Raw genomic sequence first — 26,320 nt, forward strand, 5'->3', positions numbered from 1 at the left:
GACACCGAGCGGGGCCTGGCCGTCCGCTCCCCCTGTACGGCTCAGGACACCCCACCGGATACGGCTCCGAGGCCCGGCGCCCCCGCGACTCCCGCCCCCACCGCGCCTTCCGCCCCGGTGGGTCCCCCCGCGGCGCGGGCCGCGCAGCCCGACCCGTACCCGTACGCCCACGCCGCGGCCCAGCCGCAACCCCCGGCCCAGCCCCCGTACCAGCAGCCCGGAGCCCAGCAGCCCCCGTACCAGCAGCCCGCACACCGGCAATCCCCGCTCCCGCCCCTCCCCACGCCCCAGACCCCGCGCACCCCGCGCCCCGCACCGCGGCCCCTGCACGGGGATCCGCTCGCCACGCGGACGCTGCGGGCGCTGCGGGCCGCGCTCGGGTCGTCCGCGGCGCGTGCGGTGAGCGACGCGACCGGGCTCGCCGAGCGGGTGCAGCAGCCGGTGACCACCGGGCGGCACATCGTCGTGACGAGCATCCGCGGCGGGTCCGGCAAGACGACCGTGGCCGCGCTGCTGAGCCGTACGTTCAACCACTACCGGCACGACCCCGTGCTCACCCTGGAGGCGGACGCCGCGCTCGGCACGCTGGCCGGGCGGCTCGGCGCGGGGCCCGTGCGGTGGACGACGGCGGACCTGGCGGGGATCGTCAGGCCGTCGATGCGGCTCACGGACGTGACCGGGTACCTGGTGCCGCTGGACGACGGCGGCTGGCTGCTGCCCGGCAGCAAGGGCGACGTGGGCGCGCGGATCGACGTGCCCGCCTACCGCACGGTGATGGTCGCGCTGCGCCGGTACTTCGCGGTGACGGTGGTGGACTGCGAGAGCGTGCCGGGCGAAGTGGCCCGCACGGCGCTCGACACCGCGCACACCCGGGTGCTCGCCGCGCCCGCGACCGTCGAGGGCGTGGCGTCGACCCGTACGGTGCTCGACTGGATGGCGTCGCTGCCCGTGCCGGTGCTGCCGAGCACGGTCGTCGCACTGACCTGCGCGGCGCCGCACCAGGTGCTGGACACGGAGCGCGCGGCAGCCGAGCTGCGGACCACGGGCGCCGAGGTCGTCGTCCTGCCGTACGACAGGCACCTCGCGGGCGGCGGGGCCCTGCGCACCGAACTCCTCGGCGCGCGAACCCGGTTGGCCGCGACCACGCTCGCGGCGCACGCGCTGGACCGTGCCGTGCGGCAGCCCTCCGCAGGGGCGCCCCGGTGACCCAGCGGGTCGTCCACCGTCCCGCCCGCGGCTCCCGGCCGCTCGAAGCGGCCGGCACGCGGGTGGTGGAGGCACCGCCGAACCTGCCGGAGGGGCGCTCGGGCAGCGCCGCGACGGCGCTGCTGCCGATGGTCGGCGTGATGAGCTCCGTCGTGATGATGACGATCATCCGCAACAGCCAGTTCGCGGCGGTCGGCGCGATCGTGCTGGTGCTCGCGCTGGCGGGCGCGCTCACCCTGTACTGGTCGCAGCGCGGCAAGGCGCAGCGGTTGCGCCGTACCCAGCGCGAGCGCTATCTGGAGTACCTGGAGGGCCTGCGCGAGGATTTGGGCGCCTCCGAGCAGCGCCTGCGGGAGCAGGCGCAGCTGCTCGATCCCCCGCCGGGCGCCCTCTACGACATCGTGCGGGACCCGGCACGCGCCTGGGAACGCAGGCGCCAGGACCGGGACTTCCTGCGGGTGCGGATCGGCACGGGCGACGTGCCGGTGCACGACCTCGCGATCGGCGCCGGCGCCTCCGGTGTGCTGACGCCGCCCGACCCGTTCATGCTGAACGAGGCGAACGCGCTGCTCGCCCGGTTCCCCCGGGTCTCGGACTTCCCCCTGACGGTGCCGCTGGACCGCGCGGGCGACGTCAGTGTGATCGGCGCGCGGGAGGACGTGCTGCGGGTGGCGCGCGCGCTGCTGGTGCAGACGGCGGCGCTGCACGCGCCCGACGACGTGGCGGTCGCGGTGTCCGTGCCGGGCGACCGGCTCCCCGACTGGGAGTGGGCCAAGTGGCTGCCGCACGTGCTGGAGCCGCAGGAGCAGGACGGGCCCTCGGCCGCGCGCCGCTTCGCGCCCTCGCCGCCGCAGCTCGCGCGGGTGCTGCGGCGCGACCTGGCGCGCCGTGCCTCGTACGCGGCCGAGGTGCGGCGCGGCCTTTCTGACGAGCGGGCGCTGCGGCTGCTGGTCCTCAGCGACGAGCACGGCGGTCCGGCCGTCGAACTCCCGCGCCCCGACGTGGCGGTGGGCCTGCGCGAGATGGGCGTGACGGTGGTGCACCTGCTGGCGGAGCAGGTGCACGAGCCCGACGAGGTCGCGGTGCGGATCGTGGTGGACGGCGACCGGGTGTCCGTGCGCGACCTGCGGCCGCGCGAGGCGGGACGGGCGGCGCCCGGCAGCCGCGTCCCCGGGCCGCGGTCCGCCGCCGCAGCGGGAACCGTGGGCGCCGGCGCCGGGCACACCGAGGCGCGGGCCCCGGGCGACCCGGACACCGTCCACGGCACCGCGGACGAGGTGACCGCGGCGGGCGCCGAGGGCGTCGCCAGGCTGCTCGCGCCGCTGCGGCTGTCCCCCGAGTCCGCGGCGGACGGGTCGGGGCCCGTGACGGGCCCCGTCGACTTCCCCGCGCTGCTCGGCGTGGACGACCCGGGCGCGCTCGACGTGGCGCGGCTGTGGGCGGCGCGCGGCGAGCGCGACTTCCTGCGGGTGCCGATCGGGGTGGACGACCGGCACGCGCCCGTGCTGCTCGACCTCAAGGAGTCCTCACAGCTGGGCATGGGCCCGCACGGCCTGTGCGTGGGGGCGACCGGCTCGGGCAAGTCGGAGCTGCTGCGCACGCTGGTGCTCGCGCTGGTGGCGACGCACCCGCCGGAGGACCTGGCGCTCGTGCTCGTGGACTACAAGGGCGGCGCGACGTTCGCGCCGTTCGACGGCCTGCCGCACGTCGCCGGCGTCATCACCAACCTGGAGAACCAGGCGGGCCTGGTCGAACGCGTCCACACCAGCCTCGCGGGCGAGGTCAGGCGCCGCCAGCAGGTGCTGAAGGACGCGGGGAACCTCGCCGACATCGGCCAGTACGCCGCGGTGCGCGCCGAGCATCCCGAGCGGGGGCTCGAACCGCTCCCCCACCTGTTCGTCGTCATCGACGAGTTCGGTGAACTCCTCACCGCCAAACCGGAGTTCATCGACCTGTTCCTGTCGATCGGCCGGATCGGCCGGTCGATCGGCGTCCATCTGCTGCTGTCGAGCCAGCGCATCGAGGGCGGCAAACTGAAAGGCCTCGACACCTACCTGTCGTACCGGCTCGGTCTGCGCACCTTCTCCGCCGACGAGTCCCGTACGGTCCTCGACACCACGGACGCGTTCCTGCTGCCGCCCCTGCCGGGCTTCGGCTACCTGAAGGTCGACACGTCCACGTACACGCGGTTCAAGGCGGGTTACGTCTCCGGCGCGCACCGCGGTCCCGTGGCGCGGGACGCCGCGGAGGAGGGGCCGCGCGCGGTCCCGTACCCGACGTTCAACACGTCGGCCGCGCTGGGCGGCGGGCTGTTCGGCGGCGCGGACGACGCCGACACCCCCGGGGAAGGCGAGGACGCGGGGCCCGAACCCGCCGCCACCGCGCGGGAGACCGGACCCACCGTGCTCTCCGTGATGGTGGACGGGCTGCGCGGCGCGGGCGAGCCGGTGCGCAGGATCTGGCTGCCGCCGCTGCCCGAGGCGCTCCCGCTCGACGAGGCCGCGGGCCCGGTGTCGGTGTCCGAGCACGGCCTGCACCTGGCGCAGCGGCCCGGCACACTGCGGGTGCCGCTCGGCGTGCTGGACGACCCGGCGAAGCAGTGGCGCGGGCCCTGGGCGCACGACCTGACCGTCGCGGGCGGCCACACCGCGGTGATCGGCGGCCCGCAGTCCGGCAAGACGACACTGCTGCGCACCCTCGCCCTGTCGCTCGCGCTCACCCACACCCCGCGCGACGTGGCCGTCTACTGCCTCGACCTGATGGGCGGCGGCCTGACCGCGCTCGCCGGGCTGCCGCACGTGGGCGGCGTCGCGGGCCGCGCCGACCGGGAGCGGTGCGCGCGCACGGTCGCCGAGGTGCGGGCGATGCTCGCCCAGCGCGAGCAGCTGTTCCGCGAGCACGCCATCGACTCCGTCGACCAGCTGCGGCAGCTGCGCGCCGAGGGGCGGCTGCCGGGGCTCGCCGCCACCGACGTGGTCCTCCTGATCGACGGGTACGGCACGCTGCGCGACGAGTTCGACGCCCTGGACGACGCGGTCACCGACCTGCTCAAGCGCGGCGGCGGCTACGGCGTGCACGTGGTGGTGTCGATGCTGCGCTGGAACGACGTGCGGCTGGCGAACCAGTCGATGTTCGGCAGCAGGATCGAGCTGCGCCTCGGCGACCCCGCCGACTCGGCCGTGGACCGCAAACTCGCCCAGACCATCGGGCCGCAGGAGCACGGCAGGGCCCTCACCGACACGAAGCTGTTCGCGCAGACCGCGCTGCCCCGCGTCGACGGGCGCGCCACCGCCGCCGGGCTCGCCGCCGCGCTCGACGAGGCCGCCCGCATCGTGCGCGACACCTGGCACGGCGAACTCGCCGCGCCCGTCCGTGTGCTGCCGACGCGGCTGCCCGCGGCGAAGCTGCCGTCGCCCGCGGCGGAGCCGCACAGGGCGCCGATCGGCGTGGACCAGGACACCCTGGCGCCCGTCCTGCTCGACCTGTTCGGCCGCGACCAGCACCTGGTGGTGCTCGGCGACGACGAGTGCGGCAAGACGAACCTGCTGCGGCTCGTGGCACACGAACTCGTCGACCGGTACCCGGACGACGAACTGGTCTTCGCCGTCTTCGACCCGCGGCGCGGCCTCAGGGACGCGGTGCCCGAGCCGTACCGCGGCGGCTACGCGCACAACGCGAAGCTGGCCGGGGCGCTGGCCACCGGCATCGCGAAGGAGCTGGAGAAGCGGCTGCCCGACGACGGCCCGGAGGGACCCGAGGGCGGCCCGGGGCCCGCGGCCGGCGACGTCCCGTTCGCCGGGCCGCGGATCGTGGTCCTCGTGGACGACTACGACATCCTGACGACGGCCGGGCAGCAGCCCCTCGCGCCGTTCCTGCCGTATCTGTCGTTCGCGCAGGACATCGGTCTGCACTTCGTGGTGGCGCGCCGCGTCGCGGGCTCCTCGCGCGCCCTGTACGAGCCGTTCCTGACGGCGCTGCGCGAGACCGGCACCGCGGCGCTCGTGATGAACGGCGAGCGCGCCGAGGGCCAGCTGTTCCCTTCCGTGTACGCGTCGCCGCAGCCGCCGGGCCGCGGCACCCTCGTACGGCGCGGGCGCCCCGGCCGGCTGATCCAGACCGCGCTCGCCCGCACCGAGCAGCCGTGAACGCGACCGAGGACGGGAAGCCGTGACCAAGGACATCGTCGTCGTCACCCGGGAGATGCCGGACACCTGGCGCCTGCTGGCAGGCCTCTACGCGGCCGGGCCCGACCAGTACCTGGCGAGCGTCGCGGACGGCGCGGTGATCCAGCTGACCGGCGCGGGCGGCAGGCCGCTGGTGTCGGTGGAGGCGCCCGTGCTCGTCCAGGTACCGGGCGAGACGGCCCGGCTGCTCGGCCGGGACGCGGCGCGGGCCGAGCCCGTCTGGTGGACGGAGGTCCGCGCGTCCACCGCGGTCCCCGAAGCCGTCACGCTCGCCGGTTCCGTAGCGGGCCGCCTCGCGCTGCTCCTCGACGGCGCCTGTCACCCCGCGCACGCCGTGACGACCCTCGGCGTGGTGCCCGTCGACTCCGAGGTCGCGGCGGCGCCCGCGCCGCACGAGGCGCTGCCCGCCGTCGACGTCGTCACCGACAAGGCCGCCGTCGTCATCTCGGACCGCTCGCCTGTCGCCCTGTCCGCGTGGCTCTCCGACGTGCTGCGGGTGTGCGTGGCGACGGACAGGGCGCTCCAGATCGTCTCGCCGCCCGGCGCGCGGCTGAGCCTCCCGGTGCGCCTCGCGCTCGGCGGCACCCCGAACCGGTGGGTCGTCGGGGACTCCTCCGGCTACTACGACGGCCTGTCCGGCGCCGAACTCCATTGGCACGACGGCGCGTTCACCCCTCTCGCGGCCCCGGACGGCGCGGGGCGCGTCGCCCCGGCCTTCCGGCCGTCCTCCCCCACGGCCGACCGGCAGTTCACCGTCTCCTACCGGACCCTGCACGCGCCGGATGCCGACCTCGCCGTCGGCGCCTCCGTCGAGGCGGCCTGGCGCGAGCTGACCGGCGCGCCGCCCGCGGGCTGGGGCACCGCGGAACCGGTGAACCTGCCTTGGTCGCCACGGCAGTTGACGGAGCTCGCCAGGGAGCGTGCGCCGCGCCCCACCTTCCTCGCCGTGACCGGGCACCCCGACAGGCCCGCACTCGCGGTCCTGCGGATCAGCCGCACCGCGGCGGGCGTCGAGGAGGACGTCACCCTCGCCATCGGCCACGGCCCCGGCGAGGAACTCCCCCTGGACAAGGCCGAGTCGCTCGCCAGGACCCTGGTCGCCCGGCACGGCCTCGCGTCGATGGTGACGGGCGTGCGCGCAGCCCGCCGCGACCTGACCGTGCCCGCGGCCTTCGAGGCGCCGCCGGTCCCCGTCTCGTACACGCTGGGCTCGGCCGCGGTCGCCGAGACCACCCTGACGCACGCCCGCCGCCCGCCGCTGCCCGGCCGCCCCGTGCAGCTCGGCGCGGCGGGCGCGCCCGCCCTGCACTACCCGTTGGGCGACGGCACCGACGCCGCGTCCTGGGCCGCGCTCGAAACCCTCACCACGCACCTGGCCCGCCGCCCGGCCTGAGCCGGGCCGCACGCGCCCGGCCCGGCAGGCCCCCGCGCCCCCGCGCCCTCAGCAGCAGGAACTCCCCGGCAGCGTCCGCTTGTTGCGCGCCTGCCTGTTCCGCGCGGCCAGCAGGTCGTCCGGCGGATAGCCGACTTCCTCAAGCGTCAGGCCGTGCGGCCTCACCACATGGACCGCCGAGTCCCGCACGCCCGCGGCGAGCACCTTCGCCGGCCACTCGGGGCCCCGGTGCCCGTCGCCGACGAACAGCAGCGCGCCCACCAGCGAGCGCACCATGTTGTGGCAGAACGCGTCGGCCCGCACCGTGCCCGTGACCACCCCGTCGTCACCGCGCGCCCAGTCGAGGCGCTGGAGCGTGCGGATCGTCGTCGCGCCCTCCCGCCGCTTGCAGTACGCGGCGAAGTCGTGCTCGCCGAGCAGCCGCGCCGACGCGTCGTTCATCGCATCGACGTCCAACGTCCAGTCGTGCCACAGCACATGGCCGCGCAGCAGCGGGTCGACCCCGCCGGGGTGGTCGGTGACGCGGTAGGCGTAGCGCCGCCACACCGCGGAGAAGCGCGCGTTGAACCCGGCGGGCGCCTCGGCCGCGCGCCACACCCGCACGTCGTGCGGGAGCCGCCCCGCGAGGCGCCGCAGCAGCTTGTCCCGGTGCGCGGCCCACACCTCGGCCGGCAGGTCGGCGTGCGCGACCTGGCCGCGCGCGTGCACACCCGCGTCCGTGCGGCCCGCGACCGTCAGCTCGTACGTCTCCGCCGACCTGGTCACCGTGCGCAGCGCGTCCTCGATCTCGCCCTGCACGGTGCGGCGCGCCCGCTGCCTCGCCCAGCCGGAGAAACCCGCCCCGTCGTACGACAGGTCGAGCCGCACCCGTACGAAACCGGGCGCAGGGCCCTCGCCGCCGTCCGCCGCCGGCCCTGCCGCCCGGTCCCCGCTGTCCTCACCGCTCACCCTCACACCCCCATACTCCCAGGCGTGCCGGGCACGGTCCGCACAGCCTCAGGACAGCCCCGCGACAGCTTCGGGCGGTAGCGTGCAAACTGTCCCACCAGCACCCCCGTGAGAGGCGTAGGACGCATGGCGACCACCATCCGCAGGGCAGTCATCCCCGCGGCGGGCCTCGGATCGCGGCTCCTGCCGCTGACGAAGGCCATCCCGAAGGAAATGCTGCCGGTCGGCGACAAGCCGGTCATCGAACACACCGTGCGCGAGCTGGTGGCGTCCGGGATCACGGACATCACCATCGTGGTCTCCGGCGGCAAGAGCCTCATCCAGGACCACTTCAGGCCCAACCCGGCCCTGGTCGCGCGGCTGCGCGCGGACGGCAAGACCGCGTACGCGGACGCCGTCGAGGAGGTCGGCGAGCTGTCGCGCCTCGGCCACATCACGTATCTGGACCAGCACGGCCCGTACGGCAACGGCACCCCGGTCCTGAACGCGGCCCGCAACTTCGGCGACGAGCCGATGCTGGTGCTCTGGCCCGACGACGTCTTCGTCGCCGAGGTCCCGCGCGCCCAGCAGCTCATCCGCGCGTACGAGGCGACCAGCTGCCCCGTCCTCGCACTGCTGCCCATCGAGCCGGCGGACTCCGGCCGCTACGGCGTCCCCGTCGTCAAGGAGGACCTCGGCGACGGCCAGCTCCGCATCACCGGCCTCGTGGAGAAGCCGGCCCCACAGGACGCGCCCTCCGCGTTCGCCGCGATCGGCGGATACGTGATCACCCCGGGCATCGTCGACGAGCTGCGCGAACAGACCAGGCGCTGGTACGACCGCCGCGAGGGCGAGATCTACCTCACGGACGCGATCAACGCCTACGCCGGCAGCCACGCGGTCTACGGCCAGGTCATCCGCGGCAACTGGTACGACACCGGCAACCCCGCCGACTACCTCGTCGCCCAGTTCGCCTCGGCCCTCTCCCACCCCGAGTACGGCCCCCTGCTCCGCGCCATGACCCACACCCTGGACGGCCCCGCGAAGACCTGAGCCATCGGGCCCCTACGCTTCGGGCACGGTCCGCCACGTACACCACACCGTCTTGCCCGGCGCGCGCTCCCGCACCCCCCAGCCGTCCGCGAGCGCGGCCACGAGTGGGCTGCCGGAGGGCGCACCGGGCTACGCGAGAGCGCGGCTCGTCAGAGAAGACGGCCGGCCGACCCACACGCTCGCCAGCTACTACCGCCCAGAACACGTCGAGGGGACCCGACTCGTCGATCCCGCACCGGGCCCGGCGGGCAGGGGCGGCGGGGTTTCAGCGTTCTCTTCGACGCCGGATACGAGATCGACCACATGCGAGAGGAGCTGTTCGCCCGCGCACCGGCAGCTGACGAGGCCAGGACGCTCCAGCTCACCCCCGGCGAATGGGTCATGGAGCTGCATCGGACCGCCTGGACCGCTGACGGTACGGTCGTCGGGTTCGCCATAGGCGTCCACGCGGCGGCGCGCTTCGCGTGGACCTGCGACTTCGAGGTGCCGGACTCGGCGCCCGGGAAAGGCGCGAAGGCATGATCTCGGAACGGACCTGGGCCGACGCGCAGCGTCTCTGGAACTTCCAGCAGATGGGGCACGAGCCGCTCCCCTGCTCGGTCGGCATCGGGCTCGGCAGCCACGACCTCGGTGTGGCGGATACCACCGCGGGCCTGTACCACCAGGGCATGGTGCCGCTGATCGTGTTCACCGGAGCGACCAGCGCGACGACGCGCGAGCGCATGCCGCTCGGCGAGGCGGAGCACTACTGTCGCCGCGCGCTGGAGCGGGGCGTCCCGGCCGACGCCGTGCTGGTGCAGCCCCGGGCGCGGAACACCGGCGAGAACATCCGCTTCTCACGGGCTCTGCTCACCGAGCGGCACATCGACGTGGCCTCTGTCCTGCTGGTCAGCAAGCCCTACGAGGAACGCCGTGCGTACGCCACCGCCCGCAAGCTCTGGCCGGAGGCCGACTGGGTCTGCGCGTCCACGCCCATGACGCTCGGCGAGTACGTCGCGTCCATCGGGGACGAGCGCCTGGTCCTGGACATGCTGGTCGGCGCGCAACACCGGCTGGTGGTCCACCCCGAGCGGGGCTTCATGATCACTCAGGACGTTCCCGCCGCGGTGGCCGCGTCCTTCGACCGGCTGCGGGCCCAGGGCTTCACCAGCCGTCTGGTGCAGGACCCGGCAACTTCTCGCTGAGCCCCGTGCCGGGACGCCGGGGAGCCCCCGCCCGGACGCGGCGAAGGCCCGCGCCCCCTGAGGGGTGCGGGCCTTCGCCGGGCCCGCGGCGCTCGCGCGCCGGGCGGGGAGCGGTCCTACTTCGACTCGTCCTCGGCGGGCTTGGCGTCCTCGACCGGAGCCGCGTCCTCGACCTGCTCGGTCTCGGCGGGCGCCTGCTTCTGGGCGTCCTCCTTGACCGCGCGCTTCGTCGCGGCCTCGGCCTCGCCGGTGGCCTGCTGGGCCACGGTCAGGGCCTCCACCAGCTCGATGACCGCCATGGGCGCGTTGTCGCCGCGGCGGCTGCCGATCTTGGTGATGCGGGTGTAGCCACCCGGACGGTTCTCGTACCGCGGGCCGATCTCGGTGAACAGCGTGTGGACGACGCTCTTGTCCGTGATCGTGCGCAGCACCAGGCGACGGTTGTGGATGTCGCCCTTCTTCGCCTTGGTGATCAGGCGCTCGGCGACCGGACGCAGGCGGCGGGCCTTCGCCTCGGTCGTCTTGATGCGGCCGTGCTCGAACAGCGCCTTCGCGAGGTTCGCGAGGAGCAGCTTCTCGTGCGCGGCGCTGCCGCCCAGTCGGGCACCCTTGGTGGGCCTCGGCATGGTGGTTCTCCTTCATGTCTGCACCGGCCGTATCAGGTACCGGTGGCAGGTCCGGCGGGCGGTCGCCCGCCGGAGGCTTCGGGTGCGGGCCCGGTGCGGCCCGCGAGCGCGGCGGTGCCGCGCGGCCGGGGAGGCCGCGCGGCACCCGGAGCACTCAGTACTGCTCGGTCTCCACGAACCCGGCGTCCGCGTCGTCGTCGGCGCCGAAGGCGTCGGCGGCGGCGGTCGGGTCGAATCCGGGCGGGCTGTCCTTGAGGGCCAGGCCCATGCCGGCCAGCTTCGCCTTGACCTCGTCGATCGACTTCGCGCCGAAGTTGCGGATGTCGAGGAGGTCCGCCTCGGACCGGGCCACCAGCTCGCCCACCGAGTGGATGCCCTCGCGCTTGAGGCAGTTGTACGAGCGGACCGTGAGCTCCAGCTCCTCGATCGGCAGCGCCAGGTCGGCGGCGAGCGCCGCGTCCGTCGGCGACGGGCCCATGTCGATGCCCTCGGCGTCGATGTTGAGCTCGCGCGCCAGGCCGAACAGCTCGACCAGCGTCTTGCCCGCGGACGCCATGGCGTCGCGCGGCCGCATGGCCTGCTTGGTCTCGACGTCGACGATCAGCTTGTCGAAGTCGGTCCGCTGCTCGACACGCGTGGCCTCGACCTTGTACGTGACCTTGAGCACGGGCGAGTAGATCGAGTCGACCGGGATCCGGCCGATCTCCTGGCCCACCTGCTTGTTCTGGACGGCGGAGACATAGCCGCGACCGCGCTCGACGGTCAGCTCCATCTCCAGCTTGCCCTTGGCGTTCAGCGTGGCGAGGACCAGGTCGGGGTTGTGCACCTCGACACCGGCGGGCGGCGCGATGTCCGCCGCGGTGACCAGGCCGGGGCCCTGCTTGCGCAGGTACATCACGACCGGCTCGTCGTGCTCCGAGGAGACGACCAGCTGCTTGATGTTGAGGATGAGGTCGGTCACGTCCTCCTTGACGCCCGGCACGGTGGTGAACTCGTGCAGGACCCCGTCGATCCGGATGCTGGTGACCGCGGCACCGGGGATCGAGGAGAGGAGCGTACGGCGGAGGGAGTTGCCGAGGGTGTAGCCGAAGCCCGGCTCCAGCGGTTCGATCACGAACCGGGAGCGGTACTCGTCGACGACCTCTTCGGTCAGCGACGGACGCTGAGCGATAAGCATGGGTCAGTCCTTCTGTTGGGGGCGCCCGCTATTTGACGCCCTTCAGTACTACAAGGGTACGGGCGACCCGGCGCGAACGGATCCGCGTCGTGCCGCCCGTACCCCGGGTGCCTGCCTCAGACGCGGCGGCGCTTCGGCGGACGGCAGCCGTTGTGCGGGGTCGGCGTCACGTCCTGGATCGAGCCGACCTCCAGGCCGGTGGCCTGGAGGGAGCGGATCGCGGTCTCACGGCCGGAGCCGGGACCCTTGACGAAGACGTCCACCTTGCGCATGCCGTGCTCCTGCGCGCGGCGGGCGGCCGACTCGGCGGCCATCTGCGCGGCGAAGGGGGTCGACTTGCGCGAGCCCTTGAAGCCGACGTGGCCGGCGGAGGCCCAGGAGATCACGTTGCCCGTGGGGTCGGTGATCGAGACGATCGTGTTGTTGAACGTGCTCTTGATGTGCGCGTGGCCGTGAGCGACGTTCTTCTTTTCCTTGCGGCGCACCTTCTTGGTCGCGCCCTGACGTCCCTTAGGGGGCATGTCGGGTTATCTCCTACGGAGGGGAGGTGGTCGGTCCTACAGCGAAGACCGCTGGTGAAGCGTGGTGTCCTGCTGCGGACTACTTCTTGCCGGGCTTCTTCTTGCCGGCGATCGCGCGACGCGGACCCTTGCGGGTACGCGCGTTGGTGCTCGTGCGCTGACCGTGCACGGGCAGGCCACGGCGGTGACGCAGACCCTGGTAGCAGCCGATCTCGACCTTGCGGCGGATGTCGGCGGCGATCTCGCGACGGAGGTCACCCTCGGTCTTGAGGTTCGCGTCGACGTACTCCCGGATCTTGACGAGGTCTTCCTCGGGAAGGTCGCGGACGCGGGTGTCGGGGTCGACGCCGGTGGCGGCGAGGGTCTCCTTGGACCGGGTGCGCCCGATACCGAAGACGTAGGTGAGGGCGACCTCGACGCGCTTCTCGCGCGGAAGGTCAACGCCTGCGAGGCGTGCCATTCATGGCTCCTGGTTGATGTCGGAGGTCTGCCGCAGTGCCGTTCCCGGATGGCGTCCGGGTCCCCGGCCTCCACCGGGGGTGTCAGCGGCCCCGTCATACGGGGGCGCCGGGTACTGCGTTGTTACGGTGCTGCTCGCGTCGCGCGAAGAGATACGAGAAGTGCGTACGGGGCGGTTGCCCGCGTCAGCCCTGGCGCTGCTTGTGGCGCAGGTTGTCGCAGATGACCATGACCCTGCCGTTGCGGCGGATCACCTTGCACTTGTCGCAGATCTTCTTGACGCTCGGCTTGACCTTCATGGGATTGAGGTTCTCCGGGTCAGTGCGGGCACCCGCACGGGGCCCCGCAAGATCTACTTGTATCGGTAGACGATCCGGCCGCGCGTGAGGTCGTACGGGGAGAGTTCCACGACGACCCGGTCATCCGGGAGGATACGGATGTAGTGCATCCGCATCTTGCCGCTGATGTGCGCGAGGACTTTGTGACCGTTCTGGAGCTCCACCTTGAACATGGCGTTCGGGAGGGACTCGATCACGGTGCCCTCAATTTCGATGGCACCTTGCTTCTTGGCCACGCTTCGCCCTTCGAATCGGCTACCTTGATCGATTCCGGCCACCGTGTGACGACACACGGGTGCACCAGAGCCGACGCGTCAGTCTACGGCAGCGCTCGGCAAAAGACGAATCCGTGGAGTTTGCCCACTCGGGGCGATCCCTAAGCGGGACACACACTCCCCTCACTCCTGAGGGGGCACCCTCGCGGACCGCGGGCGGCGGCTCGGGGCGTCCGGGACGCGAAGGCCCGGCAGGACGCCCGGGACGCGAGGGCCTACCGGGGAACGCGCGGGTCCCACGCCGCTCAGCCTCAGGAGGCCAGCGGGTCGGGCGCGGCCGTCACGCCCAGCTCCGCGAGCTTCGCCCGCCCGCAGTCGACCGCGGTGAGGACGAGCGGTCCCTCCTCGGTCAGCGCGATCGAGTGCTCCCAGTGCGACGACCAGGTGTGGTCGAGCGTGACCACGGTCCACTCGTCGGACATGACCTCCGTCAGCGGGGTGCCGAGCGAGACCATCGGCTCGATCGCCAGGCAGAAGCCGGGCACCAGTTTCGGGCCCTTGCCGCGCTTGCGGGAGACGTAGTTCAGCAGGTGCGGGTCCATGTGCATGGCCGAGCCGATGCCGTGGCCGCCGTAGTCCTCGATGATCCCGTACTTCCCGCCGCCCGGCTTCGGCTGCCGGCGGATGTACGTCTCGATCGCGCGGGACACGTCGATCAGCCGGTTGCCGTTCTTCATGGCGGCGATGCCGGCCCACATGGACTCCTCGGTCACCCGGGAGAGCTCCACCAGCTCCGGGGAGTGACCGGTGCCGACGAAGGCCGTGTACGCGGCGTCGCCGTGCCAGCCGTCCACGACCGCGCCGGCGTCGACCGAGATGATGTCGCCGTCCTTGAGGACCGTCTTGTCGTCGGGGATGCCGTGGACGACGACATCGTTCACGGACGTGCAGATCGTCGCGGGGAAGCCGCCGTAGCCCAGGAAGTTCGACTTCGCGCCGTGCTCGGCGAGCACCTTGCGGGCCACCTCGTCGAGGTCCCTGGTGGTCGCCCCCGGCACCGCGGCCTCGGCCGTGGCCGCGTGGACCGCGGCGACGACCAGGCCCGCCTCGCGCATCTTCGCGATCTGCCCGGGGTTCTTGATCTCCACCATGTCCGTGCCTGCGCCTTCCCAGCGGAACCGTCGGTGCCGTGTGCTCGTCGAACGGTACGGCCGTGGCGCCCATCGGACACCACGGCCGTCATGCCTGCCCGCTCCCGGGGCGGCCCGGGGCGAGTGCTCCTCGTACCGCGGCGCTCACGCCGCGGCGTCGCGCCCGAGCGCCGACATCGCGCGCTCGGTCACGTCGCCGACCTTGCCGAGCGCCGAGATGGTGACCACCAGGCCCTGGCCCCGGTAGTAGTCGACGATGGGCTCGGTCTGCGTGTGGTAGACCTCAAGGCGCTTGCGCACGGTCTCCTCGCTGTCGTCCGCGCGCTGGTACAGCTCGCCGCCGCAGACGTCGCAGACGCCCTCGGTCCTTGGCGGGTTGTACGTGACGTGGAAGACGTGCGCGCTGTCGTTGCGGCAGATGCGGCGGCCGGCGATCCGCTTGACCACCTCGTCCTCGGGGACCTCCAGGTCGAGCACCGCGTCCAGCGCCGCGCCGTCCTCGCGGAGCGCCTCGTCGAGCGCCTCGGCCTGCGCGACGTTGCGCGGGAAGCCGTCGAGCAGGAAGCCGCTCCCGGCGTCGGGCTGGGACATGCGGTCCCGCGCCATGCCGATCGTCACCTCGTCCGGTACCAGTTCGCCCGCGTCGATGTACTCCTTGGCCTTCTTGCCGAGGGGCGTGCCCTGGCTGATGTTGGCGCGGAAGAGGTCACCGGTGGAGATGTGCGGGATGGAGAGGTTCTTGGCCAGGTACGCGGCCTGCGTACCCTTGCCCGCACCAGGTGGCCCGACGAGGACGATTCGCATCAGCGGAGGAACCCTTCGTAGTTGCGCTGCTGGAGCTGGCTCTCGATCTGCTTCACGGTCTCCAGACCCACACCCACGATGATCAGGATGCTGGTGCCACCGATCGAGTTGCCCGCACCGCCATAGCTCGCCAACGCCACCGTCGGCGCGAGAGCGATCAGCCCCAGGTACAGCGAACCCGGCCACGTGATCCGGTTGAGCACGTAGCTCAGGTACTCAGCGGTCGGACGACCGGCGCGAATACCTGGGATGAAGCCACCATACTTCTTCATATTGTCGGCCACTTCCTCGGGGTTGAACGAGATCGCCACGTAGAAGAAGGCGAAGAACACGATCAACAGGAAGTAGGCCGTCACGTAGTACGGGTGGTCACCCTTGACGAAGTTGTCCTGGATCCAGGTCTTCCAACCCGAGGTGGAGCTGGAGAACTGCGCGATCAGCGCGGGGATGTACAGCAGCGAAGAGGCGAAGATGACCGGGATCACACCGGCCTGGTTCACCTTGAGGGGGATGTACGTCGAGGTCCCGCCGTAGGAGCGACGGCCGATCATCCGCTTCGCGTACTGGACGGGGATGCGGCGTTGCGCCTGCTCGACGAAGACCACGAGGCCGACCATCACGAAGCCGATGAGGATGACGCCGCCGAAGTTGATCCAGCCGCCGGCCAGCGAGCCGCTCTCCTTGATCGACCACAGCGTGCCGGGGAAGCCGGACGCGATGGAGACGAACATCAGGATCGACATGCCGTTGCCGATGCCGCGGTCGGTGATCAGCTCGCCGAGCCACATGACCATCGCGGTGCCCGACGTCATCGTGATGACCATCGTGATGGTCATGAACAGCGAGTGGTCGGGGACGATGTCCGACGCGACCGGGCAGCCCTGGAAGAGGGCGCCGCTGCGGGCGGTGGCCACGAGGCCCGTGCCCTGGAGGATGGCGAGCGCGACCGTCAGGTAGCGGGTGTACTGCGTGATCTTCGTCTGCCCCGACTGGCCCTCTTTCTTGAGGGCTTCGAGCCGGGGGATCACGACGGTCAGCAGCTGGAGGATGATGCTCGCGGTGATGTACGGCATGATCCCGAGCGCGAACAGCGTGATCTGGAGCAGCGCCCCGCCGCTGAACATGTTCACCAGGCCGAACAGGCTGCTGTTGCCCTTCTGGGCGGCGTCCACGCAGGTCTGTACGTTCTCGTAGCTCACGCCGGGGATCGGGATGTGCGCGCCGAGCCGGTACAGCACGATGATGCCGAGCGTGAAAAGCAGCTTCTTGCGCAGGTCGGGCGTCCTGAACGCCCGGGCGAACGCGGTGAGCACGGTGCCTCCTGCGACCCCCGCGCCAGTGCGTCAGAGGTGACGGTCTTGAGGAACGACGGATTCGGGTCCCGGGGACCCCCTGTGGCGGTCGGGGAACCCGGTGGGTGGAGCAACAATCCACGCCACCATACCGGCGGCAGTGGCTCCGGCGGAACGACCAACCGGGGATACCCCTTTCACAGAGGCATCCCCGGTCGGATGTTTCAGTCCTTCGAGTCCGCCTGAGCGGACCCGGACGGTGCCGTCTCCGCTCAGGCGGACTCGGTGACCGTACCGCCCGCGGCGGTGATCTTCTCCTTGGCGGAGCCGGAGGCGGCGTCCACCGACACCGTCAGCGCCACGGAGATCTCGCCCTGGCCAAGCACCTTGACCGGGCTGTTCTTGCGCACCGCGCCCTTGGCGACGAGGTCGTCAACCGTGACCTCGCCACCCTCCGGGTAGAGGGCCGAGAGCTTGTCCAGGTTGACGACCTGGTACTCGGTGCGGAACGGGTTCTTGAAGCCCCGCAGCTTCGGGAGACGCATGTGGAGGGGCATCTGCCCGCCCTCGAAGCTCTCCGGAACCTGGTAGCGGGCCTTCGTGCCCTTGGTGCCACGACCAGCGGTCTTGCCCTTGGACGCCTCACCACGACCCACACGGGTCTTGGCGGTCTTGGCGCCCGGGGCAGGACGGAGGTTGTGGACCTTCAGCGGCTTCTGCTCCGCCATGTCAGTCGACCTCCTCGACCGTCACGAGGTGGCGGACGGTCTGCACCATGCCGCGGAACTCGGGGCGGTCCTCCTTGACGACGACGTCGTGCAGGCGCTTGAGCCCGAGCGAACGCAGCGTCTCGCGGTGGTTCTGCTTGCTGCCGATGTACGACTTCGTCTGCGTGATCTTGAGGCGGGCCATTACGCACCCGCTCCCGCACGAGCACGCAGCAGAGCCGCGGGGGCGACGTCCTCAAGGGGCAGGCCGCGGCGGGCCGCGATCTCCTCGGGGCGCTGGAGGCCCTGGAGGGCCGCCACCGTCGCGTGCACGATGTTGATCGCGTTGTCGGAGCCGAGCGACTTCGACAGGATGTCGTGGACGCCCGCGCACTCCAGAACGGCGCGCACCGGGCCACCGGCGATCACACCCGTACCGGGGGAAGCAGGCTTCAGCAGGACGACGCCCGCGGCCTTCTCGCCCTGGATGGGGTGGGGGATGGTGCCCTGGATACGGGGGACCTTGAAGAAGTGCTTCTTGGCCTCCTCGACACCCTTGGCGATGGCGGCCGGCACCTCCTTGGCCTTGCCGTAGCCGACACCCACGGTGCCGTCACCGTCGCCCACCACGACCAGCGCGGTGAAGCTGAAGCGACGACCACCCTTCACAACCTTGGCGACACGGTTGATCGCGACGACGCGCTCAACGTATGCGGTCTTCTCGGCGGCAGAGGCGCCACCGTCACGGCCCTTCCGGTCCCGCCGCTCGCCGCCACCGGCACCGCTGCCGCGGCGCTGGGGTCCAGCCATTGGAATTACCTCTCTCTGTTACGTCCGCTGTGCGTGGGAACCGGTCTTAGAACTTCAGTCCGGCTTCGCGGGCGGCGTCAGCCAGAGCGGCAATCCGCCCGGCGTACTTGTTGCCACCACGGTCGAACACGACGGCCTCGATGCCGGCGGCCTTGGCGCGCTCCGCGACCAGGGAACCGACCTTCTTCGCCAGCTCGCTCTTGTCGCCGTCCGTGCCGCGGATGGAGGTGTCGAGGGTCGACGCCGACGCGAGCGTGTGGCCCGCGATGTCGTCGACGACCTGCGCCACCATGTGGCGGTTCGAACGCGTCACGACGAGGCGGGGGCGCTCGGGCGTGCCCGAGATCCGCTTGCGGACGCGGATGTGACGGCGCTTGATGGCAGCGGCCTTGTACGCGTTGCCCTTGGCGATCTTCACACCGTATGCCATGGCTTACTTACCAGCCTTTCCGACCTTGCGGCGGATGACCTCGCCCGCGTACCTGACGCCCTTGGCCTTGTACGGGTCGGGCTTGCGCAGCTTGCGGATGTTGGCGGCGACCTCGCCGACCTTCTGCTTGTCGATGCCCTCGACCGAGAACTTCGTGGGCGACTCGACCTTGAAGCTGATGCCCTCGGGCGCCTCGACCGTGATCGGGTGGCTGTAGCCAAGCGCGAACTCCAGGTTGGAGCCCTTCGCCTGGACGCGGTAACCGACACCGCTGATTTCGAGCGCCTTGGTGTACCCCTGGGTCACGCCGGTGATCATGTTCGCCACCAGCGTGCGGGACAGGCCGTGCAGCGACCTGTTCTGACGCTCGTCGTTGGGACGCGTGACGCTGATGACGCCGTCGTCGTCCTTGGTGACATCGATCGGAGCAGCGACGGTGTGCGAGAGGGAGCCCTTGGGGCCCTTCACGGAGACCGTACGGCCGTCGATGGTGACGTCCACACCGGCGGGAACCTGGATGGGGAGCTTGCCGATACGCGACATGAGCTTTCTCCTTCCGTTCCCGACTACCAGACGTAGGCGAGGACTTCCCCACCCACGCCCTTCTTCTGCGCCTGCTGGCCGGTCAGGAGGCCGTGGGACGTGGAGATGATCGCCACGCCCAGACCGCCGAGGACCTTCGGCAGGTTGGTGGACTTCGCGTACACGCGGAGACCCGGCTTGGAGATGCGCCGGATGCCGGCGATCGAACGCTCGCGGTTCGGGCCGAACTTCAGCTCCAGGACGAGGTTCTTGCCGACCTCGGCGTCCTCGGTCTTCCAGCCGGTGATGAAACCCTCCTGCTGGAGGATCTCGGCGATGTGCGACTTGATCTTGCTGTGCGGCATCACCACGGAGTCGTGGTACGCCGAGTTCGCGTTCCGCAGACGCGTGAGCATGTCTGCGATGGGATCAGTCATGGTCATGAATTGGCCTTCGGCCTCTCTCGCCGGGGTTTCCTGTATGCGTCGTCCCTCTCCCCGAACCGAGACGGGGCAGGTGTGACGCGGGGACCTACGGCGTAGTAAGCAGCACGTGCGGGCCGACGGGCCCGCTGATGTCGGGCGGCAGAGGCCCGACCCCACCAGCCTAAGCCATGCGGGGAGGGGCTCCTGCCCACCAGTTGCCTACCGAGAGACTCCGGGTGTCCGGGAAGGGACTACCAGGAGCTCTTGGTGACGCCCGGCAGCTCGCCGCGGTGCGCCATCTCGCGAAGGCACACACGGCACAGGCCGAACTTGCGGTACACGGAGTGGGGCCGGCCACAGCGCTGGCAGCGGGTGTACGCGCGCACACCGAACTTCGGCTTGCGGGCGGCCTTAGCGATCAGAGCCTTCTTCGCCACGTCGGTCACATCTCCTTGAACGGGAAGCCGAGGTGACGCAGCAGGGCACGACCCTCGTCGTCATTGGTCGCCGTGGTGACCACGGTGATGTCCATGCCCCGGACCCGGTCGATCCTGTCCTGGTCGATCTCGTGGAACATGACCTGCTCCGTGAGACCGAAGGTGTAGTTGCCACGACCGTCGAACTGCTTCGGGGACAGGCCGCGGAAGTCACGGATACGCGGCAGCGCGAGCGACAGCGTACGGTCCAGGAACTCCCACATGCGGTCGCCGCGGAGCGTGACGTGGCAGCCGATCGGCTGGCCCTCGCGCAGCTTGAACTGCGCGATGGACTTGCGGGCCTTGGTGACGGCGGGCTTCTGGCCGGTGATCGCGGTGAGGTCCCGGATCGCACCGTCCATCAGCTTCGAGTCGCGGGCGGCGTCGCCCACACCCATGTTGACCACGATCTTGACCAGGCCGGGGGTCTGCATGACGTTCTCGTACTTGAACTCGTCACGCAGCTTGCCCGCGATCTCCTCGCGGTAGCGCGTCTTCAGACGCGGCGCAGTGGTGGTAGCCATCAGATGTCCTCACCGGTCCGCTTGGCAACGCGGATCTTGTTGCCGTCTTCGTCGAAGCGGTAACCGACGCGGGTCACGACCTTCTTGCCGTCCTTCTCCACGACCAGCTGGACGTTGGAGACGTGGATCGGCGCCTCGGTGGTGATGATGCCGCCGGTCTGCGAACCACGAGCGGTCTGGCCGGTCTTGGTGTGCTTCTTGACCCGGTTGACACCCTCGACGAGGACGCGGTCGCGCGCGGGGTAGGCCACGATGACCTTGCCCTGCTTGCCCTTGTCCTTACCGGTGATGACCTGGACCAGGTCGCCCTTCTTGATCTTCATACTCACAGCACCTCCGGGGCGAGAGAGATGATCTTCATGAACCTCTTCTCGCGCAGCTCACGACCCACGGGGCCGAAGATGCGGGTGCCGCGGGGGTCGCCGTCGTTCTTCAGAATGACGGCGGCGTTCTCGTCGAAGCGGATGTACGAGCCGTCCTGGCGACGACGCTCCTTCACGGTGCGAACGATGACCGCCTTGACGACGTCACCCTTCTTCACGTTGCCACCGGGGATCGCGTCCTTGACGGTGGCGACGATGACGTCACCGATACCCGCGTAGCGGCGGCCGGAGCCACCGAGAACACGGATGGTGAGGATCTCCTTCGCACCCGTGTTGTCGGCGACACGCAGTCGCGACTCCTGCTGGATCACGTCTATCTCCTGATCGTCTGCCGGTTCCCCGGGGGCTGCCGCAAGCGGTGGCCCCCGGAGCCTGGCGGAACTGATCCGAGGGGGCGAACTCCCCCTCGGAGGGGTTTACTTGGCCTTTTCGAGAATCTCGACGACGCGCCAGCGCTTGGTCGCGGACAGCGGCCGCGTCTCCATCAGGAGGACACGGTCGCCGATGCCGGCGGCGTTCTGCTCGTCGTGGGCCTTGAGCTTGTTCGTACGGCGGATGACCTTGCCGTACAGCGCGTGCTTGACGCGGTCCTCGACGGCGACGACGACGGTCTTGTCCATCTTGTCGCTGACGACCAGGCCCTCACGGGTCTTGCGGAAACCGCGCTGGGCGGTGTTCGTCTCAGTCACGTTGCTCTCGCTCATCAGGCGCTCTCCACCACTGTCTCGATGCCCAGCTCGCGCTCACGCATCAGGGTGTAGATCCGCGCGATGTCCTTGCGCACGGCCTTGAGGCGGCCGTGGTTCTCAAGCTGTCCTGTCGCCGCCTGGAAGCGGAGGTTGAACAGCTCCTCCTTGGACTCCCGGAGCTTGCCGACGAGCTCCTCGTTGCCCAGCTCGCGCAGTTCGGACGCCTTGGTACCGGCCGACATCACGCCTCACCTGCCTCGCGCCGCACGATCCGGCACTTCATCGGGAGCTTGTGAGCAGCGCGGGTGAGCGCCTCACGAGCGGTCTTCTCGTTCGGGTAGGACAGCTCGAACATCACCCGACCGGGCTTGACGTTCGCGATCCACCACTCGGGAGAACCCTTGCCGGAACCCATGCGGGTCTCGGCGGGCTTCTTCGTCAGCGGACGGTCCGGGTAAATGTTGATCCAGACCTTGCCGCCACGCTTGATGTGGCGGGTCATGGCGATACGGGCGGCCTCGATCTGGCGGTTCGTCACGTACGCCGGGGTCAGCGCCTGGATGCCGTACTCGCCGAACGTGACCTGCGTACCACCCTTGGACATACCGCTGCGCTTCGGGTGGTGCTGCTTGCGGTGCTTGACCCTACGCGGGATCAGCATGGCGGTCAGGCCTCCGTTCCGGTGCTCTCGGCAGGGGCCGGCGTGGCAGCCGCGGCTTCCTCGGCCTTGGGGGCCTCGGTCGCCGGGCTCTGCCGGTCGCCCTGCTGCTGCGGCCTGCGACCACGGCCGCCGCGCTCGCCACCGCGGCCACCGCGGCCGGCCGGGCGGTCGCTGCCGCCACGGGCCGGACGGTTGCCGGCGCGAGCCGCGGCGTTCTCCGCGCGGACCTCAGCGATGTTCTTGACGTCGCCCTTGTAGATCCAGACCTTCACGCCGATGCGGCCGAAGCTGGTCTTGGCCTCGAAGAAGCCGTAGTCGACGTTGGCGCGGAGCGTGTGCAGGGGCACGCGGCCCTCGCGGTAGAACTCCGAGCGGGACATCTCGGCGCCGCCGAGGCGGCCACCGCACTGGATCTTGATGCCCTTGGCGCCGGCCTTCATCGTCGACTGCATGCTCTTGCGCATGGCGCGACGGAAGGAGACGCGGGAGGACAGCTGCTCGGCGACGGCCTGCGCGACCAGCTGGGCATCCGTCTCGGGGTTCTTGACCTCAAGGATGTTCAGCTGGACCTGCTTGCCGGTGAGCTTCTCCAGCTCGCCGCGGATGCGGTCGGCCTCCGCGCCGCGGCGGCCGATGACGATGCCCGGCCGGGCGGTGTGGATGTCGACGCGGACGCGGTCGCGGGTGCGCTCGATCTCCACCTTGGAGATGCCGGCCCGCTCCATGCCCTTCGTCATCATCCTGCGGATGGCGACGTCTTCCTTGACGTAGTCCTTGTACAGCTTGTCGGCGTACCAGCGGGACTTGAAGTCCGTGGTGATGCCGAGCCGAAACCCGTGCGGGTTTACCTTCTGGCCCATTACCGGGTTCCTTCCTTGCTGCTGAGGACCACGGTGATGTGGCTGGTCCGCTTGCGGATCCGGTACGCGCGGCCCTGGGCACGCGGCCTGAAGCGCTTGAGCGTCGGACCCTCGTCCACGTACGCCTCGCTGATGAACAGCGACGTGGCGTCGGTGTGGTCGTAGTTGTGGGCGGCGTTGGCGATGGCGCTGTCCAGCACCTTGCCAACGGGCTCACTCGCGGCCTGCGGGGCGAAACGCAGGACCGCCTGAGCCTCCGTGGCGTCCATGCCACGGATGAGGTCCACCACACGGCGGGCCTTCATGGGCGTGACGCGGATGTACCGCGCCTGGGCCCTGGCTTCCATGGTTGTCCCTTCGGTGTTAGTCATGATCGGTTCCACCCCGCTGCTAGCGGCGCTTCGACTTCCGGTCGTCCTTGACGTGGCCGCGGAAGGTGCGAGTCGGCGAGAACTCGCCGAGCTTGTGGCCGACCATCGACTCGGTGATGAACACCGGGACGTGGATCTTGCCGTTGTGCACCGCGATCGTGTGGCCCAGCATGGCCGGGACGATCATCGAGCGACGGGACCAGGTCTTGATGACGTTCTTGGTGCCGGCTTCGTTCTGGACATCCACCTTCTTGATCAGGTGGTCGTCGACGAAGGGCCCCTTCTTGAGACTGCGCGGCATCTTTTAACCCGCTCCTAGCGCTTCTTGTTCGTCTTGCGGCGGCGGACGATGTACTTGTTGCTCGCCTTCTTGGGAGCCCGAGTACGACCTTCCTTCTGACCCCACGGCGACACCGGGTGGCGGCCACCGGAGGTCTTGCCCTCACCACCACCGTGCGGGTGGTCGACCGGGTTCATGGCGACACCGCGGACGGTCGGGCGCACGCCCTTCCAGCGCATGCGTCCTGCCTTGCCCCAGTTGATGTTCGACTGCTCGGCGTTGCCGACGGCGCCGATGGTGGCGCGGCAGCGTACGTCGACCATGCGGACCTCGCCCGAGGGCATGCGAAGGGTGGCCATGGAGCCCTCCTTCGCCAGCAGCTGCACCGAGGAGCCCGCGGAGCGGGCGAACTTGGCGCCGCCGCCGGGGCGCAGCTCGATGGCGTGCACCGTGGTACCGACCGGGATGTGGCGCAGCGGCAGGTTGTTGCCCGCCTTGATGTCGGCGCCGGGGCCGTTCTCGATGCGGGCGCCCTGCTCCAGGCCCGCGGGGGCGAGGATGTAGCGCTTCTCGCCGTCCGCGTAGTGGAGCAGCGCGATGCGCGCGGTGCGGTTGGGGTCGTACTCGATGTGCGCGACCTTGGCGGGGACGCCGTCCTTGTCATGGCGACGGAAGTCGATGACGCGGAAGGCGCGCTTGTGGCCACCGCCCTGGTGGCGGACGGTCACACGACCGGCGTTGTTGCGGCCGCCCTTGCTGTGCAGGGGACGGACCAGCGACTTCTCCGGCGTGGACCGCGTGATCTCGACAAAGTCGGCGACGCTGGAGCCACGACGGCCCGGGGTCGTCGGCTTGTACTTGCGGATACCCATTTCTCAGTCCTCGGAAGATTCCGGACTTCGATACGATCCAGCCTCCGTCAGGAGGTCGGGCCGCCGAAGATGTCGATGCGGTCGCCCTCGGCAAGGGTCACGATGGCGCGCTTGGTGTCGGGGCGCTTGCCGAAACCGGAGCGGGTGCGCTTGCGCTTGCCCTGCCGGTTGATCGTGTTGACGCCGGTGACCGTGACCGAGAAGACCGCCTGCACGGCCTGCTTGATCTGGGTCTTGTTGGCCCGCGGGTCGACGACGAACGTGTACTTGTTCTCGTCGAGGAGCGCGTAGCTCTTCTCCGACACGACCGGCTTGACGAGGATGTCGCGCGGGTCGGACAGGGACTTGCTCAGCGGGGTCTCGACGACCGGGCCCTTGACGCCGCTCCTGGCCTTGGCCAGTCGCTTCGCCTTGGCGGCCTTGGCAGCCTTGGGCGCGATGCTGGGGTGACGCGTAGCCATCAGGCCTCGCTCCCTTCGGTTTCGTTGGCCTTGTTCGGGCCGGCGACGAAGGACTCGAAGGCGGCCTTGGTGAAGACCACGTCGTCCGAGACGAGCACGTCGTAGGTGTTCAGCTGGCCCGGCTCCAGGATGTGCACCTGGGGCAGGTTGCGGGCGGAGAGCCACGCGGCCTCGTCGGCGCGCTCGACGACCAGGAGCAGGTTCTTGCGCTCGCTGATCTTGCCGAACAGGGTCTTCGCGGCCTTGGTGGAGGGCGCGTCGCCCTCGATGACGCCGGAGACGACGTGCACGCGGGCGTTCTGCGCGCGGTCGGTGAGGGCTCCGCGCAGGGCGGCGGCCTTCATCTTCTTCGGGGTCCGCTGCGAGTAGTCGCGCGGCACGGGGCCGTGCACGACGCCACCGCCGGCGAACTGGGGCGCGCGGGTCGAGCCCTGGCGGGCGCGGCCGGTGCCCTTCTGGCGGTACGGCTTCTTGCCGCCGCCGCGGACCTCGCCACGGGTCTTGGTCTTGTGCGTGCCCTGACGGGCGGCGGCCAGCTGCGCGACGACGACCTGGTGGATCAGCGGAATGCTGACCCGGGCGTCGAAGATCTCCGCGGGAAGCTCGACGCTGCCCGACTTCTCGCCCGCGGGCGAAAGGATGTCAATGGTGGTCATGGTTTACCTCAGGCCCCCTTGGCCGCGGTACGAACCAGGACGAGACCGCCGTTGGGACCGGGGACCGCGCCCTTGATGAGCAGCAGGCCCTTCTCCGCGTCCACGGCGTGCACGGTCAGGTTCTGGGTGGTGACCCGCTCGTTGCCCATGCGGCCCGCCATGCGGAGGCCCTTGAACACGCGGCCCGGGGTGGCGCAGCCACCGATGGAGCCGGGAGAGCGGTGCTTGCGCTGGGTACCGTGACCGGCGCCGAGGCCCTTGAAGTTGTGACGCTTCATGACACCGGCGAAGCCCTTGCCCTTGCTCTTGCCGGTGACGTCGACCTTGATGCCGGACTCGAACACGTCGGCCTTGATCTCCTGGCCGAGCGTGTACGTGGAGGCGTCCGCGGTGCGGAGCTCGACGAGGTGGCGGCGGGGGGTCACGTCGGCCTTGGCGAAGTGGCCCTTGAGGGGCTTGTTCACCTTGCGCGGGTCGATCTCGCCGAAGGCGATCTGGACCGACTCGTAGCCGTCGGAGTCGTTCGTACGGACCTGGGTCACGACACAGGGCCCGGCCTTGACGACGGTCACCGGGACGACACGGTTGTTCTCGTCCCAGACCTGGGTCATGCCGAGCTTCTCGCCCAGGACGCCCTTGATCTGCTTGGTCATCTCTTCCGCG

Annotated in this window: 35 protein-coding genes and 1 pseudogene; 6 read left to right on the plus strand and 30 right to left on the minus strand. The window is 70.7% G+C overall.

The window, feature by feature from the left end; all coding sequences use genetic code 11:
- The 3 genes from ABEA77_RS27220 to ABEA77_RS27230 all read left to right on the plus strand — a co-directional run.
- The coding region (locus ABEA77_RS27220; protein ID WP_345653009.1) for a CpaE/TadZ family protein at positions 1-1,206 on the plus strand (1,206 nt) is incomplete at its 5' end.
- Positions 1,203-5,351 (plus strand): type VII secretion protein EccCa, encoded by a 4,149-nt coding sequence (gene eccCa, locus ABEA77_RS27225; protein WP_345653012.1) that lies wholly within the window; start codon positions 1,203-1,205, stop codon positions 5,349-5,351. The genes ABEA77_RS27220 and eccCa, both read left to right, overlap by 4 nt.
- Before the next feature lie 22 nt (positions 5,352-5,373).
- On the plus strand, positions 5,374-6,783 hold the full coding sequence (locus ABEA77_RS27230) for a DUF6177 family protein (RefSeq protein ID WP_345653015.1): 1,410 nt from the start codon (positions 5,374-5,376) through the stop codon (positions 6,781-6,783).
- 48 nt (positions 6,784-6,831) lie between these two features.
- On the opposite strand, the gene truA is transcribed toward ABEA77_RS27230, so the two are convergent.
- Positions 6,832-7,650, minus strand: coding sequence for a tRNA pseudouridine(38-40) synthase TruA (gene truA, locus ABEA77_RS27235; RefSeq protein ID WP_345653115.1), 819 nt, complete (start codon positions 7,648-7,650; stop codon positions 6,832-6,834).
- 207 nt (positions 7,651-7,857) lie between these two features.
- Here truA and ABEA77_RS27240 point away from each other — a divergent pair, with 207 nt between their 5' ends.
- From ABEA77_RS27240 to ABEA77_RS27250, 3 genes and pseudogenes are all read left to right on the plus strand, one after another.
- Entirely contained in the window at positions 7,858-8,763 is a 906-nt protein-coding gene (locus ABEA77_RS27240) for a UTP--glucose-1-phosphate uridylyltransferase (protein WP_345653018.1), read from the plus strand.
- Positions 8,764-8,857: 94 nt separating this feature from the next.
- Positions 8,858-9,285: pseudogene (locus ABEA77_RS27245) on the plus strand (UTRA domain-containing protein); the annotation flags it as partial.
- Positions 9,282-9,947 (plus strand): YdcF family protein, encoded by a 666-nt coding sequence (locus ABEA77_RS27250; protein WP_345653021.1) that lies wholly within the window; start codon positions 9,282-9,284, stop codon positions 9,945-9,947. The pseudogene ABEA77_RS27245 and the gene ABEA77_RS27250, both read left to right, overlap by 4 nt.
- A 116-nt stretch (positions 9,948-10,063) precedes the next feature.
- Here ABEA77_RS27250 and rplQ read toward each other — a convergent pair whose 3' ends face one another.
- The 29 genes from rplQ to rplC all read right to left on the minus strand — a co-directional run bounded on the left by rplQ (position 10,064) and on the right by rplC (position 26,310).
- Positions 10,064-10,573 carry a 50S ribosomal protein L17 gene (gene rplQ / locus ABEA77_RS27255; protein ID WP_345653024.1) on the minus strand — a complete coding sequence of 170 codons (510 nt, stop codon included), beginning with the start codon at positions 10,571-10,573 and terminating at the stop codon, positions 10,064-10,066.
- Between the two features lie 154 nt (positions 10,574-10,727).
- Positions 10,728-11,750, minus strand: a complete 1,023-nt coding sequence (locus tag ABEA77_RS27260; RefSeq protein WP_143940049.1) for a DNA-directed RNA polymerase subunit alpha — start codon at positions 11,748-11,750, stop codon at positions 10,728-10,730.
- Positions 11,751-11,866: 116 nt separating this feature from the next.
- Positions 11,867-12,271: a 30S ribosomal protein S11 gene (rpsK, locus tag ABEA77_RS27265; RefSeq protein ID WP_007443997.1), complete on the minus strand. Its 405-nt coding sequence runs from the start codon at positions 12,269-12,271 to the stop codon at positions 11,867-11,869.
- Positions 12,272-12,350: 79 nt separating this feature from the next.
- The gene (gene rpsM, locus ABEA77_RS27270) at positions 12,351-12,731 is read right to left on the minus strand and encodes a 30S ribosomal protein S13 (RefSeq protein ID WP_345653029.1); all 381 of its coding nucleotides are present in this window, start codon (positions 12,729-12,731) and stop codon (positions 12,351-12,353) included.
- A 184-nt stretch (positions 12,732-12,915) separates the two neighbouring features.
- Positions 12,916-13,029, minus strand: a complete 114-nt coding sequence (gene rpmJ, locus ABEA77_RS27275; protein ID WP_030903823.1) for a 50S ribosomal protein L36 — start codon at positions 13,027-13,029, stop codon at positions 12,916-12,918.
- A gap of 53 nt (positions 13,030-13,082) precedes the next feature.
- On the minus strand, positions 13,083-13,304 hold the full coding sequence (infA, locus tag ABEA77_RS27280) for a translation initiation factor IF-1 (protein ID WP_003956442.1): 222 nt from the start codon (positions 13,302-13,304) through the stop codon (positions 13,083-13,085).
- A 290-nt stretch (positions 13,305-13,594) separates the two neighbouring features.
- The gene (gene map / locus ABEA77_RS27285; RefSeq protein ID WP_345653032.1) at positions 13,595-14,434 is read right to left on the minus strand and encodes a type I methionyl aminopeptidase; all 840 of its coding nucleotides are present in this window, start codon (positions 14,432-14,434) and stop codon (positions 13,595-13,597) included.
- Positions 14,435-14,578: 144 nt separating this feature from the next.
- A complete protein-coding gene (locus tag ABEA77_RS27290; protein WP_345653035.1) occupies positions 14,579-15,238 on the minus strand; it encodes an adenylate kinase in 660 nt (219 codons plus the stop codon).
- Positions 15,238-16,551, minus strand: a complete 1,314-nt coding sequence (secY, locus tag ABEA77_RS27295; RefSeq protein WP_345653038.1) for a preprotein translocase subunit SecY — start codon at positions 16,549-16,551, stop codon at positions 15,238-15,240. Before secY ends, ABEA77_RS27290 begins: the two co-directional genes overlap by 1 nt.
- Positions 16,552-16,802: 251 nt before the next feature.
- Positions 16,803-17,258: a 50S ribosomal protein L15 gene (gene rplO / locus ABEA77_RS27300; protein WP_345653040.1), complete on the minus strand. Its 456-nt coding sequence runs from the start codon at positions 17,256-17,258 to the stop codon at positions 16,803-16,805.
- A gap of 1 nt (position 17,259) precedes the next feature.
- Entirely contained in the window at positions 17,260-17,442 is a 183-nt protein-coding gene (gene rpmD / locus ABEA77_RS27305; protein ID WP_225013399.1) for a 50S ribosomal protein L30, read from the minus strand.
- A complete protein-coding gene (gene rpsE, locus ABEA77_RS27310; RefSeq protein ID WP_225013398.1) occupies positions 17,442-18,047 on the minus strand; it encodes a 30S ribosomal protein S5 in 606 nt (201 codons plus the stop codon). Before rpsE ends, rpmD begins: the two co-directional genes overlap by 1 nt.
- 46 nt (positions 18,048-18,093) lie before the next feature.
- Positions 18,094-18,477 carry a 50S ribosomal protein L18 gene (rplR, locus tag ABEA77_RS27315; protein WP_235795682.1) on the minus strand — a complete coding sequence of 128 codons (384 nt, stop codon included), beginning with the start codon at positions 18,475-18,477 and terminating at the stop codon, positions 18,094-18,096.
- Positions 18,478-18,480: 3 nt separating this feature from the next.
- Positions 18,481-19,020, minus strand: a complete 540-nt coding sequence (gene rplF / locus ABEA77_RS27320; protein ID WP_345653051.1) for a 50S ribosomal protein L6 — start codon at positions 19,018-19,020, stop codon at positions 18,481-18,483.
- 23 nt (positions 19,021-19,043) lie between these two features.
- On the minus strand, positions 19,044-19,442 hold the full coding sequence (gene rpsH, locus ABEA77_RS27325) for a 30S ribosomal protein S8 (RefSeq protein ID WP_345653054.1): 399 nt from the start codon (positions 19,440-19,442) through the stop codon (positions 19,044-19,046).
- A 233-nt stretch (positions 19,443-19,675) separates the two neighbouring features.
- Positions 19,676-19,861 carry a type Z 30S ribosomal protein S14 gene (locus tag ABEA77_RS27330; protein WP_003956452.1) on the minus strand — a complete coding sequence of 62 codons (186 nt, stop codon included), beginning with the start codon at positions 19,859-19,861 and terminating at the stop codon, positions 19,676-19,678.
- Between the two features lie 5 nt (positions 19,862-19,866).
- Entirely contained in the window at positions 19,867-20,424 is a 558-nt protein-coding gene (gene rplE / locus ABEA77_RS27335) for a 50S ribosomal protein L5 (protein ID WP_209339858.1), read from the minus strand.
- Positions 20,424-20,747 (minus strand): 50S ribosomal protein L24, encoded by a 324-nt coding sequence (gene rplX / locus ABEA77_RS27340; RefSeq protein WP_345653060.1) that lies wholly within the window; start codon positions 20,745-20,747, stop codon positions 20,424-20,426. Before rplX ends, rplE begins: the two co-directional genes overlap by 1 nt.
- Before the next feature lie 2 nt (positions 20,748-20,749).
- A complete protein-coding gene (gene rplN, locus ABEA77_RS27345) occupies positions 20,750-21,118 on the minus strand; it encodes a 50S ribosomal protein L14 (RefSeq protein ID WP_345653063.1) in 369 nt (122 codons plus the stop codon).
- A 105-nt stretch (positions 21,119-21,223) separates the two neighbouring features.
- Entirely contained in the window at positions 21,224-21,511 is a 288-nt protein-coding gene (gene rpsQ, locus ABEA77_RS27350; protein WP_345653066.1) for a 30S ribosomal protein S17, read from the minus strand.
- Positions 21,511-21,738 carry a 50S ribosomal protein L29 gene (rpmC, locus tag ABEA77_RS27355; protein WP_345653069.1) on the minus strand — a complete coding sequence of 76 codons (228 nt, stop codon included), beginning with the start codon at positions 21,736-21,738 and terminating at the stop codon, positions 21,511-21,513. Before rpmC ends, rpsQ begins: the two co-directional genes overlap by 1 nt.
- On the minus strand, positions 21,738-22,157 hold the full coding sequence (rplP, locus tag ABEA77_RS27360) for a 50S ribosomal protein L16 (RefSeq protein ID WP_030903854.1): 420 nt from the start codon (positions 22,155-22,157) through the stop codon (positions 21,738-21,740). Before rplP ends, rpmC begins: the two co-directional genes overlap by 1 nt.
- Positions 22,158-22,162: 5 nt before the next feature.
- Positions 22,163-23,017 carry a 30S ribosomal protein S3 gene (rpsC, locus tag ABEA77_RS27365; protein ID WP_345653073.1) on the minus strand — a complete coding sequence of 285 codons (855 nt, stop codon included), beginning with the start codon at positions 23,015-23,017 and terminating at the stop codon, positions 22,163-22,165.
- Positions 23,017-23,364, minus strand: coding sequence for a 50S ribosomal protein L22 (rplV, locus tag ABEA77_RS27370; protein ID WP_235795694.1), 348 nt, complete (start codon positions 23,362-23,364; stop codon positions 23,017-23,019). Before rplV ends, rpsC begins: the two co-directional genes overlap by 1 nt.
- A 43-nt stretch (positions 23,365-23,407) precedes the next feature.
- Positions 23,408-23,689 carry a 30S ribosomal protein S19 gene (gene rpsS / locus ABEA77_RS27375; RefSeq protein WP_030742199.1) on the minus strand — a complete coding sequence of 94 codons (282 nt, stop codon included), beginning with the start codon at positions 23,687-23,689 and terminating at the stop codon, positions 23,408-23,410.
- Between the two features lie 14 nt (positions 23,690-23,703).
- A complete protein-coding gene (gene rplB, locus ABEA77_RS27380; RefSeq protein WP_345653076.1) occupies positions 23,704-24,540 on the minus strand; it encodes a 50S ribosomal protein L2 in 837 nt (278 codons plus the stop codon).
- A 47-nt stretch (positions 24,541-24,587) separates the two neighbouring features.
- Positions 24,588-25,001, minus strand: coding sequence for a 50S ribosomal protein L23 (gene rplW, locus ABEA77_RS27385; protein WP_345653078.1), 414 nt, complete (start codon positions 24,999-25,001; stop codon positions 24,588-24,590).
- On the minus strand, positions 25,001-25,657 hold the full coding sequence (rplD, locus tag ABEA77_RS27390) for a 50S ribosomal protein L4 (RefSeq protein ID WP_345653080.1): 657 nt from the start codon (positions 25,655-25,657) through the stop codon (positions 25,001-25,003). The genes rplW and rplD overlap by 1 nt, the downstream gene beginning before the upstream one ends.
- 8 nt (positions 25,658-25,665) lie before the next feature.
- Entirely contained in the window at positions 25,666-26,310 is a 645-nt protein-coding gene (gene rplC / locus ABEA77_RS27395; protein WP_345653082.1) for a 50S ribosomal protein L3, read from the minus strand.
- Between the last annotated feature and the right edge of the window lie 10 nt (positions 26,311-26,320).

This window comes from Streptomyces tremellae, assembly GCF_039540215.1.
Classification (GTDB): Bacteria; Actinomycetota; Actinomycetes; order Streptomycetales; family Streptomycetaceae; genus Streptomyces; species Streptomyces tremellae.